Source organism: Actinoplanes siamensis, assembly GCF_016862395.1.
GTDB classification, from domain to species: domain Bacteria; phylum Actinomycetota; class Actinomycetes; order Mycobacteriales; family Micromonosporaceae; genus Actinoplanes; species Actinoplanes siamensis.
On sequence record NZ_BOMW01000006.1, the window covers coordinates 279,191 to 295,954 of the forward strand.

The 16,764-nt window shown below is 71.5% G+C and carries 18 protein-coding genes; 4 read left to right on the forward strand and 14 right to left on the reverse strand.

Features of this window, described 5'->3' with window-relative positions:
- Positions 1-46: 46 nt before the first annotated feature.
- From atpD to glyA, 10 genes are all read right to left on the reverse strand, one after another.
- Positions 47-1,489 (reverse strand): F0F1 ATP synthase subunit beta, encoded by a 1,443-nt coding sequence (gene atpD / locus Asi03nite_RS03010; protein WP_239102323.1) that lies wholly within the window; start codon positions 1,487-1,489, stop codon positions 47-49.
- Positions 1,489-2,421 carry a F0F1 ATP synthase subunit gamma gene (locus Asi03nite_RS03015; protein ID WP_203676805.1) on the reverse strand — a complete coding sequence of 311 codons (933 nt, stop codon included), beginning with the start codon at positions 2,419-2,421 and terminating at the stop codon, positions 1,489-1,491. Before Asi03nite_RS03015 ends, atpD begins: the two co-directional genes overlap by 1 nt.
- A gap of 2 nt (positions 2,422-2,423) precedes the next feature.
- Complete coding sequence (gene atpA, locus Asi03nite_RS03020; RefSeq protein ID WP_203676806.1) at positions 2,424-3,992, reverse strand: F0F1 ATP synthase subunit alpha; 1,569 nt, start codon at positions 3,990-3,992, stop codon at positions 2,424-2,426.
- Between the two features lie 76 nt (positions 3,993-4,068).
- Positions 4,069-4,890: a F0F1 ATP synthase subunit delta gene (locus Asi03nite_RS03025; RefSeq protein ID WP_203676807.1), complete on the reverse strand. Its 822-nt coding sequence runs from the start codon at positions 4,888-4,890 to the stop codon at positions 4,069-4,071.
- Positions 4,890-5,444 carry a F0F1 ATP synthase subunit B gene (locus Asi03nite_RS03030; RefSeq protein WP_203676808.1) on the reverse strand — a complete coding sequence of 185 codons (555 nt, stop codon included), beginning with the start codon at positions 5,442-5,444 and terminating at the stop codon, positions 4,890-4,892. Before Asi03nite_RS03030 ends, Asi03nite_RS03025 begins: the two co-directional genes overlap by 1 nt.
- A gap of 31 nt (positions 5,445-5,475) precedes the next feature.
- Positions 5,476-5,700, reverse strand: coding sequence for an ATP synthase F0 subunit C (locus Asi03nite_RS03035; RefSeq protein ID WP_203676809.1), 225 nt, complete (start codon positions 5,698-5,700; stop codon positions 5,476-5,478).
- 80 nt (positions 5,701-5,780) lie between these two features.
- Entirely contained in the window at positions 5,781-6,572 is a 792-nt protein-coding gene (gene atpB, locus Asi03nite_RS03040; protein WP_373872079.1) for a F0F1 ATP synthase subunit A, read from the reverse strand.
- Between the two features lie 12 nt (positions 6,573-6,584).
- A complete protein-coding gene (locus tag Asi03nite_RS03045; RefSeq protein WP_239102324.1) occupies positions 6,585-6,746 on the reverse strand; it encodes an AtpZ/AtpI family protein in 162 nt (53 codons plus the stop codon).
- Positions 6,747-7,027: 281 nt separating this feature from the next.
- Positions 7,028-7,483 carry a hypothetical protein gene (locus Asi03nite_RS03050; RefSeq protein ID WP_203676811.1) on the reverse strand — a complete coding sequence of 152 codons (456 nt, stop codon included), beginning with the start codon at positions 7,481-7,483 and terminating at the stop codon, positions 7,028-7,030.
- Positions 7,480-8,769 (reverse strand): serine hydroxymethyltransferase, encoded by a 1,290-nt coding sequence (gene glyA, locus Asi03nite_RS03055; RefSeq protein WP_203676812.1) that lies wholly within the window; start codon positions 8,767-8,769, stop codon positions 7,480-7,482. The genes Asi03nite_RS03050 and glyA overlap by 4 nt, the downstream gene beginning before the upstream one ends.
- 82 nt (positions 8,770-8,851) lie before the next feature.
- Between glyA and Asi03nite_RS03060 the strand changes: the two genes are divergently transcribed.
- Together Asi03nite_RS03060 and Asi03nite_RS03065 are read left to right on the forward strand one after the other, a co-directional pair.
- Positions 8,852-10,306 carry an SDR family oxidoreductase gene (locus Asi03nite_RS03060; protein ID WP_203676813.1) on the forward strand — a complete coding sequence of 485 codons (1,455 nt, stop codon included), beginning with the start codon at positions 8,852-8,854 and terminating at the stop codon, positions 10,304-10,306.
- Between the two features lie 66 nt (positions 10,307-10,372).
- Positions 10,373-10,765 (forward strand): RidA family protein, encoded by a 393-nt coding sequence (locus tag Asi03nite_RS03065; protein ID WP_203676814.1) that lies wholly within the window; start codon positions 10,373-10,375, stop codon positions 10,763-10,765.
- 42 nt (positions 10,766-10,807) lie between these two features.
- Here Asi03nite_RS03065 and Asi03nite_RS03070 read toward each other — a convergent pair whose 3' ends face one another.
- The 4 genes from Asi03nite_RS03070 to prmC are packed head-to-tail and all read right to left on the reverse strand — an operon-like array spanning position 10,808 to position 13,903.
- Entirely contained in the window at positions 10,808-11,767 is a 960-nt protein-coding gene (locus Asi03nite_RS03070; RefSeq protein WP_203676815.1) for an L-threonylcarbamoyladenylate synthase, read from the reverse strand.
- On the reverse strand, positions 11,764-12,360 hold the full coding sequence (locus Asi03nite_RS03075; RefSeq protein ID WP_203676816.1) for an arsenate reductase/protein-tyrosine-phosphatase family protein: 597 nt from the start codon (positions 12,358-12,360) through the stop codon (positions 11,764-11,766). The genes Asi03nite_RS03070 and Asi03nite_RS03075 overlap by 4 nt, the downstream gene beginning before the upstream one ends.
- 1 nt (position 12,361) lies before the next feature.
- The gene (locus Asi03nite_RS03080; protein ID WP_203676901.1) at positions 12,362-13,006 is read right to left on the reverse strand and encodes an L-threonylcarbamoyladenylate synthase; all 645 of its coding nucleotides are present in this window, start codon (positions 13,004-13,006) and stop codon (positions 12,362-12,364) included.
- A 24-nt stretch (positions 13,007-13,030) separates the two neighbouring features.
- Positions 13,031-13,903 (reverse strand): peptide chain release factor N(5)-glutamine methyltransferase, encoded by an 873-nt coding sequence (prmC, locus tag Asi03nite_RS03085; RefSeq protein ID WP_203676817.1) that lies wholly within the window; start codon positions 13,901-13,903, stop codon positions 13,031-13,033.
- A gap of 82 nt (positions 13,904-13,985) precedes the next feature.
- On the opposite strand from prmC, the gene Asi03nite_RS03090 reads away from it, so the two are divergent.
- Together Asi03nite_RS03090 and Asi03nite_RS03095 are read left to right on the forward strand one after the other, a co-directional pair.
- Positions 13,986-15,482 (forward strand): GGDEF domain-containing protein, encoded by a 1,497-nt coding sequence (locus tag Asi03nite_RS03090; RefSeq protein WP_203676818.1) that lies wholly within the window; start codon positions 13,986-13,988, stop codon positions 15,480-15,482.
- A gap of 25 nt (positions 15,483-15,507) precedes the next feature.
- Positions 15,508-16,764: an outer membrane protein assembly factor BamB family protein gene (locus Asi03nite_RS03095; RefSeq protein WP_203676819.1), complete on the forward strand. Its 1,257-nt coding sequence runs from the start codon at positions 15,508-15,510 to the stop codon at positions 16,762-16,764.

The window sequence follows — 16,764 nt, forward strand, 5'->3', positions numbered from 1 at the left end:
ACACCGGCACGGCTTCCTGTTCGTCAGAACTGAGCGAAGACTGAGGTCAGCCCTTCATCAGCTCGTGCGCGTTCTTCTCCAGGTCCTCGAGACCACCGCACATGAAGAAGGCCTGCTCCGGGTAGTTGTCGTACTCGCCCTCAGCGATCTTCTTGAACGCCTCGATGGTTTCCTTCAGCGGGACCGTCGAGCCGGGGACGCCGGTGAACTGCTCCGCCGCGTAGGTGTTCTGCGACAGGAACCGCTCGATGCGGCGGGCCCGGGCGACCGTGACCTTGTCCTCCTCGGAGAGCTCGTCCATACCGAGGATGGCGATGATGTCCTGCAGGTCCTTGTACTTCTGGAGGATCCGCTGGACCTCGCGGGCGACCGTGTAGTGCTCGGCGCCGACGAACTCCGGCGCCAGGATCCGCGAGCTGGAGGCCAGCGGGTCCACGGCCGGGTAGATGCCCTTGTCGGAGATCGACCGCTCGAGGTTGGTGGTCGCGTCCAGGTGGGCGAAGGTGGTGGCCGGCGCCGGGTCGGTGTAGTCGTCGGCGGGCACGTAGATCGCCTGCAGCGAGGTGATCGCCTTGCCGCGGACCGAGGTGATCCGCTCCTGCAGCTCACCCATCTCGTCGGCCAGGGTGGGCTGGTAACCCACCGCGGACGGCATCCGGCCGAGCAGGGTCGACACCTCGGAACCGGCCTGGGTGAACCGGAAGATGTTGTCGATGAAGAGCAGCACCTCCTGGTTCTGGACGTCCCGGAAGTACTCCGCCATGGTGAGCGCGGTCAGCGCGACCCGCAGACGGGTGCCCGGCGGCTCGTCCATCTGGCCGAAGACCAGGGCGGTCTTGTCCAGAACGCCACCCTCGTCCATCTCCAGGATGAGGTCGTTGCCCTCACGGGTGCGCTCGCCGACGCCGGCGAACACCGAGGTGCCACCGAAGTTCCGGGCGACCCGGATGATCATCTCCTGGATGAGCACGGTCTTGCCCACACCCGCGCCACCGAACAGGCCGATCTTGCCACCACGCACGTACGGCGCGAGCAGGTCGAGCACCTTGATGCCGGTCTCCAGCATCTCGGTCTTCGGCTCGAGGTCGGCGAACGCCGGGGGCTTGCGGTGGATCGCCCAGCGCTCCTGGATGTCAAGCGTCGACGGGTCGACGTTGAGCACCTCGCCGAGGGCGTTGAAGACGTGGCCCTTGGTCACGTCGCCGACCGGCACCGAGATCGGCGCACCGGTGTCGACGACCTCCTTGCCGCGGACCAGACCGTCGGTCGGCTGCATCGAGATCGCGCGGAGCAGGTTGTCACCCAGGTGCTGGGCGACCTCCAGCGTCAGCTTCTTGGTGCCCTCGGAGAGGGTCACCTCGACGTTCAGGGCGTTGAAGATCGGGGGCATGGCGTCCCGCGGGAACTCGACGTCGACGACCGGGCCGATGACCCGGACGACGCGGCCGACAGCGGTCTCCGCCTTGGTGGGCTCAGCTACAGCAGTCATCACACATCACTTCCCGCCGCCGCCAGCGCGTTGGCGCCGCCGACGATCTCACTGATTTCCTGGGTGATCGCAGCCTGCCGCGCGGAGTTCATCTCGCGCGTGTACCGCTTGAGGAGGTCGTCGGCGTTGTCCGACGCGCTCTTCATCGCCCGCCGCCGGGATGCCGACTCGCTCGCCGCCGAGTCCAGCAACGCCGCGTAGATCCGCGTGTTGAGGTACTTCGGCAGGAGCGCGTCGAGCAGCTCGTCGGCGTCCGGCTCGAATTCGTACGCCGGGCGCAGCCCCTCGGACTGCTCCTCGGCGTCGTCCTCGACCTGCACCGGCGCGAGCGGCTTCGCCTGTGCGGTCTGGGTCATCAGGGACTTGAACTCGGTGCTCACGATGTGGAGCTCGTCCACACCCGCGATGCCCTCGGAACCGAAGGCGCCCTCGGTCTCCGAGCCCGCCGCGAAGCCCTCGATCAGCGCGTCGCCGATCTTCTTGGCGTCCGCGAAGGTGGGACGCTCGGAGAAACCGGTCCAACTCGCCGCGATCTCCCGGTTGCGGAACCGGTAGTAGCCGGCGCCCTTGCGGCCCACCACGTAAAGCGCCACTTCCTTGCCCTCCGAGCGCAACTGAGCGATCAGCTGCTCGGCGGTCCGGATGGCGTTGGCGTTGTAGGCGCCGGCCAGGCCCCGGTCACTGGTGATCAGCAGGACGCCCGCCCGCCGGACGCGCTCGCGCGCGACCAGCAGGGGGTTGTCGACCGAAGCGTTCGACGCCAGCGCGGCCAGCACCTTGGTGATCGCCACCGAGTACGGCCGGGACGCGTTCACCCGCTCCTGCGCCTTGGCGATGCGGCTGGTCGCGACCAGCTCCTGCGCCTTGGCGATCTTCTTGGTCGACTTGACCGTTCGGATGCGCCGACGCAGCGCCTGTACCTGACCGGCCATGCTCAGTTACCGCTCTCGGTCGCCGACGCGCTCGACTGGAACGACTTCTTGAACTCCGCGACCGCGGACTCCAGCGAAGCGATGTTGTCGTCGGTCAGGTTGTTCGTCGACTCGATCGAGGTGTAGACGTCGCTCAGGTTCCGCTTGATGTACTCCAGCAGCTCCTGTTCGAACTTGCGCACGTCGGCCACCGGGATGTCGTCGAGCTGGCCAGTGGTGCCGGCCCAGATCACGATGATCTGGTCGGTCACCGAGTACGGCGAGTACTGCGGCTGCTTGAGCAGCTCGACCAGGCGGATGCCCTTCTCCAGCTGCGCACGCGACGCGCGGTCCAGGTCGGAGGCGAAGGCCGAGAAGGCCTCCAGCTCACGGAACTGGGCCAGGTCGAGGCGGAGCCGGCCGGAGACCCGCTTCATGCCCTTGACCTGCGCCGAACCACCCACCCGGGACACCGAGGTGCCGACGTTGATCGCCGGGCGGACACCCGAGGCGAACAGGTCGGACTCCAGGAAGATCTGGCCGTCGGTGATCGAGATGACGTTGGTCGGGATGTAGGCCGAGATGTCGTTGGCCTTGGTCTCGATGATCGGCAGGCCGGTCATCGAGCCGCCACCCAGCTCGTCGGAGAGCTTGGCGCAGCGCTCCAGCAGGCGGGAGTGCAGGTAGAAGACGTCACCCGGGTAGGCCTCGCGGCCCGGCGGGCGGCGCAGCAGCAGCGACACGGCACGGTACGCCTCGGCCTGCTTGGTCAGGTCGTCGAAGACGATCAGGACGTGCTTGCCGTTGTACATCCAGTGCTGGCCGATGGAGGAACCGGTGTACGGTGCGATGTACTTGAAGCCGGCCGGGTCGGACGCCGGGGCCGCGACGATCGTCGTGTACTCCAGCGCGCCCTGGGCCTCGAGCGTGCCCCGGATGCTGGCGATGGTGGAGGCCTTCTGGCCGATCGCCACGTAGATGCAGCGGACCTGCTTGGTCGGGTCGCCCGACTCCCAGTTCGCCTTCTGGTTGATGATCGTGTCGATCGCGACAGTGGTCTTGCCGGTCTTGCGGTCACCGATGATCAGCTGGCGCTGGCCGCGGCCGATCGGCGTCATGGCGTCGATCGCCTTGATGCCGGTCTGCAGCGGCTGCTTCACCGGCTGCCGCGCCATCACGTTCGGCGCCTGCAGCTCGAGCTCGCGGAAGCCTTCGTTCGCGATCTCGCCACGGTCGTCGATCGGGTTGCCCAGGGCGTCCACGACGCGGCCCAGGAAGGCGTCGCCCACCGGCACCGAGAGCACCCGGCCGGTGCGCTTGACCGGCTGGCCCTCCTCGATGTTCGCGTAGTCACCCAGGATCACGGCGCCGATCTCGCGGACGTCGAGGTTCAGGGCGACACCCAGCGTGCCGTCGGCGAACTCCAGCAGCTCGTTCGCCATCGTCGAGGGCAGGCCCTCGACGTGCGCGATACCGTCGCCCGCATCGGAGACGATGCCGACCTCCTCACGGGAGACCTCGGGCGAATAGGACGAGACGTAGCGCTCTAGCGCCCCCCGGATCTCGTCCGAGGAGATGGTCAGCTCGGCCATCCTCTGCCTTCTCTGTCTAGCTCGGGACGTCGCCGCCACCGAGGGGCTTCTCGATTAAGGAATCGAGGGGAAAGGACTATTTAGCGAACGCCTGCTTGGCGGCGTTCAACCGGCGCAGGATCGTGCCGTCGTAGAGGTCGGAGCCGACCCGGACGCTGACGCCGCCGATGATCGCGGGATCGACGTCCACCTTCAGCGAGACCTCACGGCCGTAGATCGCGGAGAGCTTGGCGGCCAGCGCGGTCTCCTCGGCGTCGCCGAGCGGCTTCGCCACCGTCACATACGCCACCTCGCGGTCCCGCTGCGCGGCGGTCAGTTCGACCAGCCTGTTCAGCGAGGCCTCGAAGCCACGGCCACCGAAGCCCTCGAGCGCGACCTGGACGAGGCGCACGGTGATCGGCTGGGCCTTGCCGTCCAGCAAGTCCCCGACCAGCTTAGCCCGGGGGGCGACCGGAGCACCGATGTCACTGAGCGTGGCGGCGAGCTCCGGGGTGCCTGCGACGATCTGCGAGAACCGGAAGATCTCGTCCTCGATGTCCGCCAGCTTGCCGTCCTTCTGCGCCGAGGCCAGCAGGGTGTCCACACCCAGCCGCTCGGTCGCGTCCAGCAGGTCGCCGGGCCGGGAGAACCGGCCCGAGACCAGCACCGCGAGCACGTCGACGGTCACCTCGGCGGCCTTGCCGGACAGCAGCGAGCGCAACAGCCCGGCACGGTCCTCGCCTGGCCGCGACGGGTCGGTCAGCGCCCGGCGCAGCCGGGGCTGACCCCGCAGCAGGCCGGCCACCGACAGGATCTCGTCGGCGACCGTGGCCAGCTGCGCGCCCGTGGACGTGGCGGTGGCGGCGCGGAGCCGCTCCGCCGCGTCGCCGTAGGCCTGGTTGGTGACGCCGGACGCCATCAGCGCCCGCCCGCCGTGCCGGCGGCGTCGAGGTCCGCGATGAAGCGCTCGACGGTGCCGCGCGTGCGGGCCTCGTCGGCCAGCGCCTCACCGACGATCTTGCCGGCCAGGTCGACGGCCAGCGTCCCGACCTCCGCACGGAGCTCCCGGACGATGGACTCGCGCTGCGCCGCGAGCTGCTCGTTGCCGGCCGCGATGATGCGGTCCGACTCCTCGCGAGCCTTGGCGAGCACGTCCTGCCGGATGCCCTCGGCGTCGGCACGGGCCTCGTCGCGGATGCGCGCGGCCTCGGTCCGGGCCTCGGCGAGCTGCGCGCGGTACTGCTCGAGCAGCTCGTTCGCCTCCGCCTGGGCGGCCTCGGCACGCTTGATACCGCCCTCGATCGCGTCCACGCGGGCGCGGAACGTCTTCTCCATCTGCGGGAAGACGAACTTCATCAGGACGAAGCAGAGCACCGCGAACGCGATCGAGCCGACCACGATCTCTTCCCAGGCGGGAATGATCGGGTTGTGCTCGGTGGTTTCCGCGGCCTCAGCAGCCAGATAAGTGAGCATTGAGACCTCCCAACGAGGATGAGGGAGTCAGTTACTTGGCCCAGACGAAGCCGAACGCGATACCCAGCAGGGCGAGCGCCTCGACCACGGCGAAGCCGATCCAGACGTACGGCAGGGTCAGGCGGGACGACTCCGGCTGACGAGCGGTCGACTGGATGTAGGCAGAGAAGACCAGACCGACACCGATACCCGGGCCGATGGCAGCGAGGCCGTAACCGATGGCGGCGGTGCTACCAACAACTTCGGCGAGTGGCATTTCAGTTCCTCCTGGAATCTCGCGTGACTGTCACGCGGGACGACAAACGGGGTGTTACCGGGTGGTGCTGATGGAGCACATCAGTGCTCGTCGGCGAGCGCGCCCTGGACGTAGCTCGCGGTGAGCACCGTGAAGACGTAGGCCTGGAGACAGATCACCAGGAACTCGAGGAAGGTCAGCGCGACGCTCAGCACCCAGGACAGGACGGACACCGGGGCGAGCAGCGGGTTGGCGCTGATCATGGCGAAGCCGCCGAGCGTGAACACCAGCAGCAGGATGTGGCCGGCGAACATGTTGGCGAACAGACGGACGGCCAGCGAGAACGGCCGGACCAGGAAGTTCGAGAAGAACTCGATCGGGATCAGCAGCGGCAGGATGAACACCGGCGCCGGCGGGATCAGCGCGTGCTTGAGGTACTTGAAGAAGCCGTGCTTGCGCACACCGACATAGATGAACATCACGTAGCTGATGACCGCGAGGATCGCCGGGAACGCGATGTGCGAGTTCGGCGAGAGCTGCACGAACGGCACGATGCCGAAGAAGTTGTTCAGCAGGATGAACATGAAAAGCGTGGTCAGGTACGGCGCGAAGCGGACGCCCTGCGGGCCGATCATGTCGACCGCGATGTTGTTCCGCACGAAGCCGTAGATGCTCTCGGCGATCCACTGCTTCTTGGTCGGGACGAGTTCCGGCTTCCGGTACGCGACCAGGAAGAAGATGATAATCGCCGCGACCGCCACCCACACCAGGAACGTGATCTTGGTGAACCAGTAATTGTCGTGGACGCCCCACGGCAGGATGCTGGGCAGGTAGAAGTCCTCGACGCTGGGCGGGAACTCCGCCGCGAGGACCACCGACTGAGCGATCACCATGGCCCTTTCCTGTCAGGCGCCGAGCCGGCGCACGATGAGGTACACACCACCGGCGATCCCGAGCACCGAGCCGATGCCGGTGAAGATGCCCGGGGTTCCGACGTAGTGGTCGACCAGCCAACCGATCCCGCCCCACACCAACATGCCCGCGATGAGGTAGGTGACTGCCGTCATGCCCGCTCCGGTATCGGGCGGGGGAGGGCCTTCGTCACCGCGGTCGTCGTGGGGGGGTTCTTGGCCGGTCATGACGGCCCGAACGATATCAGCAGGAAATACAAGGATGAGCGGGACCCCCCGCACAACCGCAGTTGTCCAGGCGTCAGGGGTCTCGCAACTGGAAGGACACGGTACTCCTGTCGCGCCAGAACGGAACAAGGCACGACCGGACACATCACCGGTTCGTGGCAGTCGGGCGGTCAAACCTCGGCTGAGCTGGGGAAAGCTCAGGCGTCAGATCACTGACGGCGAGTCCTGCGGGTGATCCACCAAGCCTGCACGCCGGTCCACACCACGACCCCGGCGACCACCCCGAGCCCCAGAGCCGTCTTTCCCGACCAATCGGACGAGACGCCAAACGCCAGAATAATCCCGAGCAAAGAATATTTGACGACATACGTCAACATTCCCAGCGGCATGACCAGCGCCGGGCGCACCGTGTCCGCCCACGCGACCACCAGCGTCGTCAGCGTGTGGCTGACCGTCACGATCAGCACGCCGCCGGCCGCGGCCAGCGCCGCGGTCGGGCCGTCGGCCAGGAAGCCCACCGAGGCGGCGCAGGTGAGCAGCGCGAACGACACCGCGGTGAGGAAGCCGAGGTGTTCGACCTTCCAGCGCGGGTCCTTCGGCAGGGGCGGCAGGTCCGGCAGCGGGAGGTCGTCCTCTTTCTCCGGTGCGGGGGCGACGCCGCTCAAGCCAGAACCTCCTGCGGTGTGTAGTACGGGAAGCGCCGCACCAGGTCGGTCACCTCCTCGCCGACGGCGGCCAGCCGGGACATCCCGGTGGCCGTCTGCGGATCGCAGCGCACCGCCAGCCCGATCAGCTCCGCGATCCGGCGCATCTCGGTCTCCCCCATCCCCTGGGAGCTGACCGCGGGCGCGCCGACGCGGATCCCGGACGCCACGGCGGGTTTCTCCGGGTCGTACGGGATGGCGTTCTTGTTGACAGCGATCCCGGCGGCGGCGCAGCGCGCCTCCGCCTCCCGGCCGCTGACCTCCAGCTCGCGCAGATCCAGCACGGCGAGATGGGTGTCGGTGCCACCGGTCACCGGGCGCATCCCCTCGGCGGTCAGCCAGGAGGCCAGCGCCTGCGCGTTGCGCACGGTCTGCGAAGCGTACCTCCGGAAGGCCGCGGAGTCCGCCTCGCGCAGCGCCACCGCCTTGGCCGCCACCGCGTGCATCATCGGGCCGCCCTGCGCGAACGGGAAGACCGCCTTGTCCACCCGCCGCGCCAGGTCCGCCCGGCAGAGGATCATGCCGCCCCGCGGGCCGCGCAACGCCTTGTGGGTGGTGCAGGTGACCACGTCCGCGTACGGCACCGGGGACGGGATCGCCCGGCCGGCCACCAGCCCGATGAAGTGCGCCGCGTCGACCAGGAGGTAGGCGCCCACCTCGTCGGCGATCTCGCGGAACCGGGCGAAGTCGATCAGCCGGGGGTACGACGTCGCGCCGCAGATGATCAGCTTGGGCCGGTGCGCCAGGGCCAGGTCGCGCACCTCGTCGTAGTCGATCAGCTCGGTGGCCGGGTGGACCCGGTAGGCGATCGGGTGGAACCACTTGCCGGAGAAGTTGGCCCGGCTCCCGTGGGTCAGGTGCCCGCCGTGCGGCAGCCCCATGGCCAGCACCGGATCGCCCGGCTCGGCCAGCGCCGCGTACGCCGCCAGGTTCGCCGACGCCCCGGAATGCGGCTGCACGTTCGCGTGATCGGCGCCGAACAGCTCCCGCGCGCGGGCGACGGCCAGTTCCTCGGCCCGGTCGACGAGCCCGCACCCGCCGTAGTAGCGGTGGCCGGGATAGCCCTCGGCGTACTTGTTGGCCAGCGTGGAGCCGAGCGCGGCCAGCACGGCCGGTGAGGTGAAGCTCTCACTGGCGACCAGCGTGAGCGTGTCACGCTGGCGGCCCAGCTCGTCGAGAAGCACGTCGGCGATCTCCGGGTCGTCGCGCTGAAGCGCGGCGAAGTCCGGACCCCAGAAGGTGCTCACCTGGGCCTCCCCGAGCTCGGTGAACGCGGCCTGGAAAGAGCATATGGCTGAATCACCACTATTTGGGGCACAGTCTGGGTTTGTGCACTGCCTTGTCACGGGAGCGACGGGATACATCGGCGGCCGGCTGGCGCCCCGGCTGGTCGAGGCCGGTCACCGCGTCCGCTGTCTGTCGCGCAGCGCCGGCCGCCTGCGCGACGTCCCCTGGGCCGGCCAGGTCGAGATCGTCGAGGCCGACCTGTCCGACCCGGCCACCCTGCCGGCCGCCTTCGAGGGCGTCGAGGTGGCCTACTTCCTGATGCACTCGCTCGGCCAGAAGGACTTCGAGCACCGCGACCGGGAGGCCGCGGCGAACTTCGCCGCCGCGGCCAAGGCCGCCGGGGTACGCCGGATCGTCTACCTGGGCGGCCCGGAGCCTCCGCCCGGCGACCGTCCCTCCCCGCACCTGCGTTCGCGTGCCGAGGTGGCCCGGATCCTGCTGGCCTGCGGCGTGCCCACCGCGGTGCTGCGGGCCCCGGTGATCATCGGATCCGGCTCGGCCTCCTTCGAGATGCTCCGCTACCTCACCGAACGGCTGCCGGTCATGGTCACCCCGCGCTGGGTGGCCAACCGGATCCAGCCGATCGCGGTCCGCGACGTGCTCCGCTACCTGATCGGCGCGGCCACCCTGCCCCCGGACGTGCACCGCGGCTTCGACATCGGCGGCGCCGACGTGCTCGGCTACGCCGACATGATGCGCCGCTACGCCCACGTCGCCGGCCTGCCCCGCCGGATCATCGTGCCCACCCGGGTGCTCAGCCCGTGGCTCTCCGCGCACTGGGTGGGCCTGGTCACACCGGTGCCCAACTCGATCGCCCGCCCGCTGGTGGCCAGCCTGGTGCACGAGGCGGTGGCGCGGGAGGACGACCTGGCCCGGCTGCTGCCCGGCCCCGCTCCCCTGGGCTTCGACGAGGCGGTCCGGCTGGCGCTCGCCAAGGTTCGCGACGCCAACGTGGAGACCCGCTGGTCCAGCGCGTCCGGCCGGGACGCCGCCGCCGAGCCGCTGCCCAGTGACCCGGACTGGTCCGGCGGCACCGTCTACACCGACGAGCGACGCCGCCCGGTGCACGCCCCGGCGGACCGGCTGTGGCGGGTGATCGAGGGCGTCGGCGGGGACAACGGGTGGTACTCGTTCCCGCTCGCCTGGTCGGTGCGCGGCTGGCTGGACCGGCTGGTCGGCGGCGTCGGCCTGCGCCGGGGCCGGCGCGACCGGCACCACCTGCGGGTCGGCGAGGCACTGGACTGGTGGCGGGTCGAGGAGATCGTGCCCGGATCGCTGCTGCGGCTGCGCGCCGAGATGCGCGTCCCCGGCCGGGCCTGGCTGGAGATGCGCGCCGAACCGGACGGCGCGGGCGGCTCGGTCTACCGCCAGCGCGCGGTGTTCCTGCCACGTGGTCTGGCCGGGCACCTCTACTGGGCGTCGGTCCGGCCGTTCCACGGCATCGTCTTCAACGGCATGGCCCGCAACATCGCCCGCGGCGCGGAGACCGGCGCCTGACGCGTGGACCGCCCGGACCTCGCCCCGCACTCGCGTGATCCACGAGGCGGGCGCTAGTTTGACCCGATGACCGAGCGACGCGTGATTGTCAGCGGTTCGACCTTCGAGGAGGAGTACGCCTACGCCCGGGCCGTGGTCGTGGGCGACGACGTCCACGTCTCCGGGACGACCGGTTTCGATTATCGCGCGATGACCATCGCGGACGGTGTCGCCGAACAGAACGCCCAGTGCCTGCGCAACATCGCCGCCGCCCTGGCCGACGCCGGCTGCACGCTGGCCGACGTGGTCCGGGTCCGCTACCTGCTCCGCGACCCGGCCGACTTCCCGGCGTGCGGCCCGGTCCTGCGCGCGGCGTTCGGCGAGTCCCGCCCGGCCGCCACCATGATGGTCGTCGGGCTCCTCGACGACCGCATGCGCATCGAGATCGAGGTGGACGCCCGCCGCCCGTCCCGGGGCTGAGGCAGGGCCCGTCTCGCGGATCACGCGGGGTCGCGGCGCGTTCTAGGCGGCGGCGCGGGAGAGCCGGTTCCGGACCGCGAGCCAGTCCTCCGTGTGCGGCGGTTCCTGGACCAGGATGGTGCCGGCTCCGGCGTCGTCGAGACGGTGCAGGGCGGCGTACAGGTCCGCCGCGTACTCGCGAGGGTCCGCGGAGAGGACTTCGACGATGTCGTACGACGGAACGGCTCTCCCCTCGTACGTCAGAACCGCCGCAGGCGCCGGGAAGCCGGACGGATCCGCCTCGCGCACGTCACGCATCAGGACGGTCCTCGCGCGCGGCGCGTAATGCCGCCGACTCATGCCCGGTGACGAGCGGGCCGCGCCGTCCACGACCTCGTCCCGCAGCGCGATCGCGCCTGTCACGTCCCGCAGCACGCGCAACGGCAGCGCGCCGGGACGCAGCAGCGTGGGCACCGGGGTGGTCAGATCCAGCACGGTGGACTCGATGCCCCACGAGCACGGGCCGCCGTCCAGGACCAGCGGGACGTCCGGCAGGCTGCGCACCACATGCTCCGCCGTGGTCGGTGAGATCGACTCGGAGCGGTTCGCGCTGGGCGCGGCGAGCGGCAAGCCGGACTCCTCCAGCAGGCGCAGCGCGACCCGGTGCGCGGGGATCCGGATCGCGATGGTGTCGTTGTCCGCGCCGACGCCGGCCAGCTCCGGGGCGCGGCGCACCACCAGGGTCAGCGGGCCCGGCCAGAACGCGGCGGCCAGCCGGTCGGCCACCTCGGGCCACTCCGCGGCCAGCTCGCGGGCCGCGGCGACCGAGGCGACGTGCACGATCAACGGATTCCAGGAGGGCCGGCTCTTCAGGCGGTAGACCTCGCCGACGGCCCGCTCGGAGAAGGCGTTGGCGCCGAGGCCGTAGACGGTCTCGGTGGGGAAGGCGACGACCGAGTCGGCGCGCAGGATCTCGACCGCCCGGCGCAGCCCGTCGGCGTCCGGGAGAACAACCTTGCTCATGGGAACAACAACGCGGCGAGCGGGACCGTGGTGTCCTCGATCTCGTCGGCGACACGCTGGAACGTCTGGTCGCCGCGGCCCCACGGGTCGTCCAGGTCGTCGGTGAGCAGGGGGGTCTCGCCGGCGCGCAGGCGGTGCGCGGCCGCGACGATCGCCGTGCCGCGCTGGTGCACGGCCGCCGGCTTCGGCTCGGCCGGGGGCAGCGCGGCCCGGTCCACGGCGCTGAGCAGGCGGCCGAACTCGCCGAGAACGAACGTGCGCCCGGCGGCCTCCGGGCGCAGGGCGACCACGTAGTCGTACTGGTCGGCGGTGGCCGTGAGGATCAGGTCGGCCTCGTCGATGAAGTCACCGCGCAGCTTGCGGGCCTGGAAGCCGTCGTCGGAGGCGCGCCGGGCGCGGACCTGCCGGGCCGCCGGCGGGTTCATCTCCTCGCCCTCGTGCCAGCCGCCGGTGCCGGCGCTGACGCTGCGGACCAGCGGCTCCTCGGTGGAGGCTCCGGCCCGGTCCCGGACCGCGCGGGCGAACAGGCGCTCGGCCATCGGGGACCGGCAGATGTTGCCCATGCAGACGTGCAGGACGGTGAACGGCGCCACCTCAGGCCTGCCCCTCGACGATCTCCGGAACCACGTCGCGCAGTTTCTCCACCGGGATCGAGCCGGTGCGCAGCACCCGCGGCACGTCGCCGGTCACGTCCACCACGGTGCTCGGCCAGGGGTCGACCGCCGGGCCGGCCTCCAGATAGACGCGCACCGAGTACTCCAGCTGGTCGCGGGCCTCCTCGGCGGTCAGCGGCGACGGCGAGCCGAACTTGTTGGCCGTGGTCACCGCCATCGGGCCGACCTCGCGCAGCACCTCGAGGGCGACCGGGTGCAGCGGCATTCGGACCGCGATCACGCCGCCGGTGTCGCCGAGGTCCCACTGCAGGCTCGGGGAGTGCTCCACGATGATGGTCAGCGCGCCCGGCCAGAACGCGTCGGCCAGGTCCCGGGCGGCCTTGGGCAGCGAGTAGACCAGGCCGTCCAGGGTGTGCCGGGAGCCGACCAGCACCGGCGGCGGCACCCGGCGGTCCGAGCCGCGGGCGTGGTGCAGCTGGGTGATCGCGTGCGGGGTGAAGGCGTCCGCGCCCACGCCGTAGACCGTGTCGGTGGGCATCACCACCAGCTCACCGCTCTTGGCCGCCTCGACGGCCGCGGCGATGCCGCGATCACGATCGGCGACGGCGGCGCAGTCGTAGAGCATCACGTCGTGCAGTCTGCCATGCCTCTACCGGCGACGGGCGGTCGCGTATCGGGGGCGGCCGGTGAGATCCTCGTGCGCGGTCACCCCGGCGAACCGGCCGTCGGCACGGAACAGCTCCGGGACGGCGGCGCCGTGCACGTCGTCGTGCTCGACACCGACCCAGCCGCCCGGCTTGAGCAGCGCCGCGGCGAGCTCGATCACCGGCCGGATCACGCTCAGCCCGTCGGCGCCGCCGAAGACCGCCTCGGCCGGATCGTGATCGGACACCTCGGGCGGGACGACGGTGCCGTCCGGCACGTACGGCGGGTTGCAGAGCAGCACGTCCACCTGACCGTGCAGATCGGACAGCAGGTCAGGATCGTTCACATCGCCCTCGACGACGGTCACCGCCGGGAACCCGGCGGCGTTGCGCCGCAGCCACGGCAGCGCGGCCGGGGACCGTTCCACCGCGAGCACCCGGCTCGCCCGGGACTCGTCGGCGACCGACACCGCTATCGCGCCGCTGCCGCTGCACAGGTCGACCACTGTCGCGCCGGGCGCGGTCCGCTCGATGCCCCAGCCGGCCAGCAGCTCGGTCTCCGGGCGGGGCACGAAGACGCCGTCGCCCACCGCGAGTTCCACATGGCGGAACGCGGCCGTGCCGACCAGGTGCTGCAGGGGAACCCGCTCGGCGCGGGCGGCGACCAGCTCGCGGAACCGGTCGCGCTCGGCGGCCCGCATGGTGTCGATCAGCACGAGCCGGCTCCGGGGCACGTCCAGCACGTACGCGGCCAGCAGCTCGGCATCGACGCGCGGCGACGGCACACCGGCCGCGGACAGTTCGGCGGACGCCGATGCCAGCTCGGGCGCCAGACGGGTCCGGTCCGTGCCCTCTCGGGGGTGTTCGTCACGCGCCATCACGGCATAATCATGAGACGTCGCGCACGCTGAGGGTCGACCGGGTCGCCCAGCGCCGCGCCGGAGCCCGGGGAGGCGCCTGGTGGGTTGGTTGGACCAGCTCGCGGAGCATGTCGAGGATCTGCGCCGGGCCGGGCGACTGCAGCAGAACGGCCGCTCGGCGCAGGCCCTGCCGATCCTGGACTCCGTGCTGGCGGCCAGCACCGACCCCACCACCCGGGCGTACGCCTTGATCCAGCGCTTCGGCGCCCTGATCAACCTGGGCCGGGCGGCCGAGCTGGCCGCCGCGATGGCGGCCGCGTCCGAGGCGGTCCGCGAGGTGCCCGACCCCTATCTGCGCGGCCAGATGCACGCCTTCGCGGCTCTCGGCGCCCACCTGCAGAGCAATCTGGACCGTGGGGTGACCCACCTGGTACAGGCCTCCCGGGCGCTGGCCGCGGTGCCCGAGCACGACGAGGAGACCGCCTGGGGCTGGCACGACCTGGCGATGGCCTACTCCTACCTGGGCTTCCACGGCCAGGCGCTGACCGCGATAGAGCAGGCCCGGGAGGTCGGCGCGAGCGCCGGCCTGGCCCCCGAGGTGTTCGCGGCGCCCGGCATCCGGCTGCGCAACGCGGTCTCCCTCGACCACCAGGGGGACACCGACGGCTGCCTGCGGGTGCTCCGCGACATCGACGCCGAGCTGTCCCGCTACCTCGCCACCGACCAGCTGCGGCCGGGCAGCCGCGCGGTCTACGGCTACGCGCTGGCCCGCCGCGCCGCCCTGGGCGAGCCCACCGAGGAGAGCGCCGCCACCTGGCTGACCGGCGGCGGCGACAGCGTGCGGACCCGCGACCTGCAGCATCTCGGCGCGGTCTGCCTGACCATCGCGGCCGGCAAGCCGGAACGGGCGCTGACCATGCTGGAGGCGGTTCCGGTCTCGGCAGAGGTGCTCGGCGCCCCGGAGCCGGCCCGGTTGCGCAGCATCTGCCACGCCAGCGCGGGTGACCACGCCGCCGCGCACGCCGCCGACCGGTACGCGTTCCGCCTCGCCGCCCAGCGCATCGACCGGCTGCGCGACGGCTACCTGGACGGCGTCGCGGCCCGCCTGGACGCCCAGGAGACCCAGCGCGATCCGCACCGGTACGGCGACGAGACGCTCACCGACCCGCTCACCGGCCTGCCCAACCGCCGCCAACTGGAGCACTACGTGGACGCCCTGCTGGCCCGGGGCGAGCGGGCCGCGGTCGGGGTCTGCGACATCGTCGGCTTCACCACTGTCAACATGCGGCACGGCCGGCACTGCGGCGACCTGGTGCTGCAGCGGATCGCCGGCGTGCTGGCCCGGGTGATGCGCCGCGGCGACTTCGTGGCCCGCTTCGCCGGCGACGAGTTCGTGCTGGTGCTACCGGGCGCCGGCCCGCACCACGCGGCCGAGGTGTCCCGGCGGATCAGCGCCGCCGCGGACGCGGAGAACTGGCAGATCCTGGTCCCGGGCACACCGATCGGGCTGGCCGCCGGCTGGTCCGAGGTGGGCGCCAACGGGCGCGGGCTGAGCGCCGCCCTGGCCGCGGCGGCGGCGAGCCGGAAGCCGACCTGAGATGCCGGTGATCGAGTTGGGCGACGTGACAGCGCGACCCGCTCCACGCCCCACCCGCCCCGGACGGCGGCGCGCACCCGTCGCCGTCGCGCTGGCCTGCGCGCTGACCCTGAGCGCGGCGGCCACCCCGCCGGTCCCCCTGGTACGCCAGCTGTGGACCGCCGACGTGCTGCAGCAGGACGGCCTGGCCCTGGCCGGCGACGCCGTCTACGTCGCCCGGCAGACCACCCTGACCGCGTACGACCTGGCCACCGGCGCCGTCCGGTGGAGCCGCGGGTCCCCCTGGGACGCCGACCAGCTGGTGTCGATGGTCGTCTCCGACGGCATGGTGCGGCTGGCCGGCCCGCGCGTCTGGGGCGCCACGCCGGACGGCGGCCAGATGGTGTTCCCCGCCGAGGTGACCGTGCTGGACGCGGCCACCGGCTCGTTGCGCTGGCGCCGGCCCGGCGAGGTGAAGCAGTCCACGGCGGACGCGGTGCTGCTCGGCGACCGTGACCCGCACGGCGCGCTGCGCGCGCTGCGGCTGGTCGGCGCGCGCGACGGCGGGCTGCGCTGGGAACGGCCGCTGACTCACGTGCTGGACGCGCAGGTCGGCTCGTCCCGGATCGTCACCCTCACCGCGGACGGCGACGTCGCCGTCTACCGGTACGCCGACGGTGCCCCGGTGACCAGCCGCCGGGTGGAGTCCGGCGGCGCCGGGCTCAACACGGTCGCCCTGGTCAGCGGCGAGCGGCTGTTCGTGACCCGGACCGACCCGCGCGGCGCCACGGTGACCGCGTACCGGCTGGACGACCTGACCCGGCTCTGGCGCCAGCGCACGCTCCGGGCGGCGTACCTGGTCGACTGCGGCCCGGTGCTCTGCCTGTCCCGCGGCGCCGAGGTGGCCGGCCTGGACCCGGCGACCGGCGAGCCGCGCTGGCTGCTGCCCGGCCGGGGCGGTGTCAGCGTCGCCGGACCCGGGCGGCTGCTGGCGTACAGCAATGACGAACAGCCCACTCAGGCCCTGGTCGACGCGGCGACCGGCCGGGTGCTCGGGGACGGCGGCGCCGGCTGGCCGATGCCGGCGGGCGCGGCGGCCGATCCGGGCATCCTGTTCCGGGTCAGCGCCGGCGACCCGACCCGTACCGTCGTCAGCCGGATCGACCTGGCCAGCGGCCGGATCACCACGATCGGCACGGTCGCGTCGATCGTGGGCGTGCGCTGCGACGGCAGCGGCCACTATCTTGTCTGCCGCCGGCCGGACGGAATCGTGGTCACCGCGCTCGGTGACCGCGCCGCCTAG

What these genes read in the sequence shown, in the direction of transcription:
- Asi03nite_RS03035 (WP_203676809.1), bottom strand. Translation starts at nt 5,700, where the DNA reads ATGCCACTCGCCGAAGTTGTTGGTAGCACCGCCGCCATCGGTTACGGC.
- atpB (WP_373872079.1), bottom strand. Translation starts at nt 6,572, where the DNA reads ATGGTGATCGCTCAGTCGGTGGTCCTCGCGGCGGAGTTCCCGCCCAGC.
- atpD (WP_239102323.1), bottom strand. Translation starts at nt 1,489, where the DNA reads ATGACTGCTGTAGCTGAGCCCACCAAGGCGGAGACCGCTGTCGGCCGC.
- Asi03nite_RS03025 (WP_203676807.1), bottom strand. Translation starts at nt 4,890, where the DNA reads ATGGCGTCCGGCGTCACCAACCAGGCCTACGGCGACGCGGCGGAGCGG.
- Asi03nite_RS03030 (WP_203676808.1), bottom strand. Translation starts at nt 5,444, where the DNA reads ATGCTCACTTATCTGGCTGCTGAGGCCGCGGAAACCACCGAGCACAAC.
- Asi03nite_RS03045 (WP_239102324.1), bottom strand. Translation starts at nt 6,746, where the DNA reads ATGACGGCAGTCACCTACCTCATCGCGGGCATGTTGGTGTGGGGCGGG.
- Asi03nite_RS03080 (WP_203676901.1), bottom strand. Translation starts at nt 13,006, where the DNA reads ATGCTCTACGACTGCGCCGCCGTCGCCGATCGTGATCGCGGCATCGCC.
- Asi03nite_RS03070 (WP_203676815.1), bottom strand. Translation starts at nt 11,767, where the DNA reads ATGAGCAAGGTTGTTCTCCCGGACGCCGACGGGCTGCGCCGGGCGGTC.
- Asi03nite_RS03015 (WP_203676805.1), bottom strand. Translation starts at nt 2,421, where the DNA reads ATGGCCGGTCAGGTACAGGCGCTGCGTCGGCGCATCCGAACGGTCAAG.
- atpA (WP_203676806.1), bottom strand. Translation starts at nt 3,992, where the DNA reads ATGGCCGAGCTGACCATCTCCTCGGACGAGATCCGGGGGGCGCTAGAG.
- prmC (WP_203676817.1), bottom strand. Translation starts at nt 13,903, where the DNA reads ATGGCGCGTGACGAACACCCCCGAGAGGGCACGGACCGGACCCGTCTG.
- Asi03nite_RS03065 (WP_203676814.1), top strand. Translation starts at nt 10,373, where the DNA reads ATGACCGAGCGACGCGTGATTGTCAGCGGTTCGACCTTCGAGGAGGAG.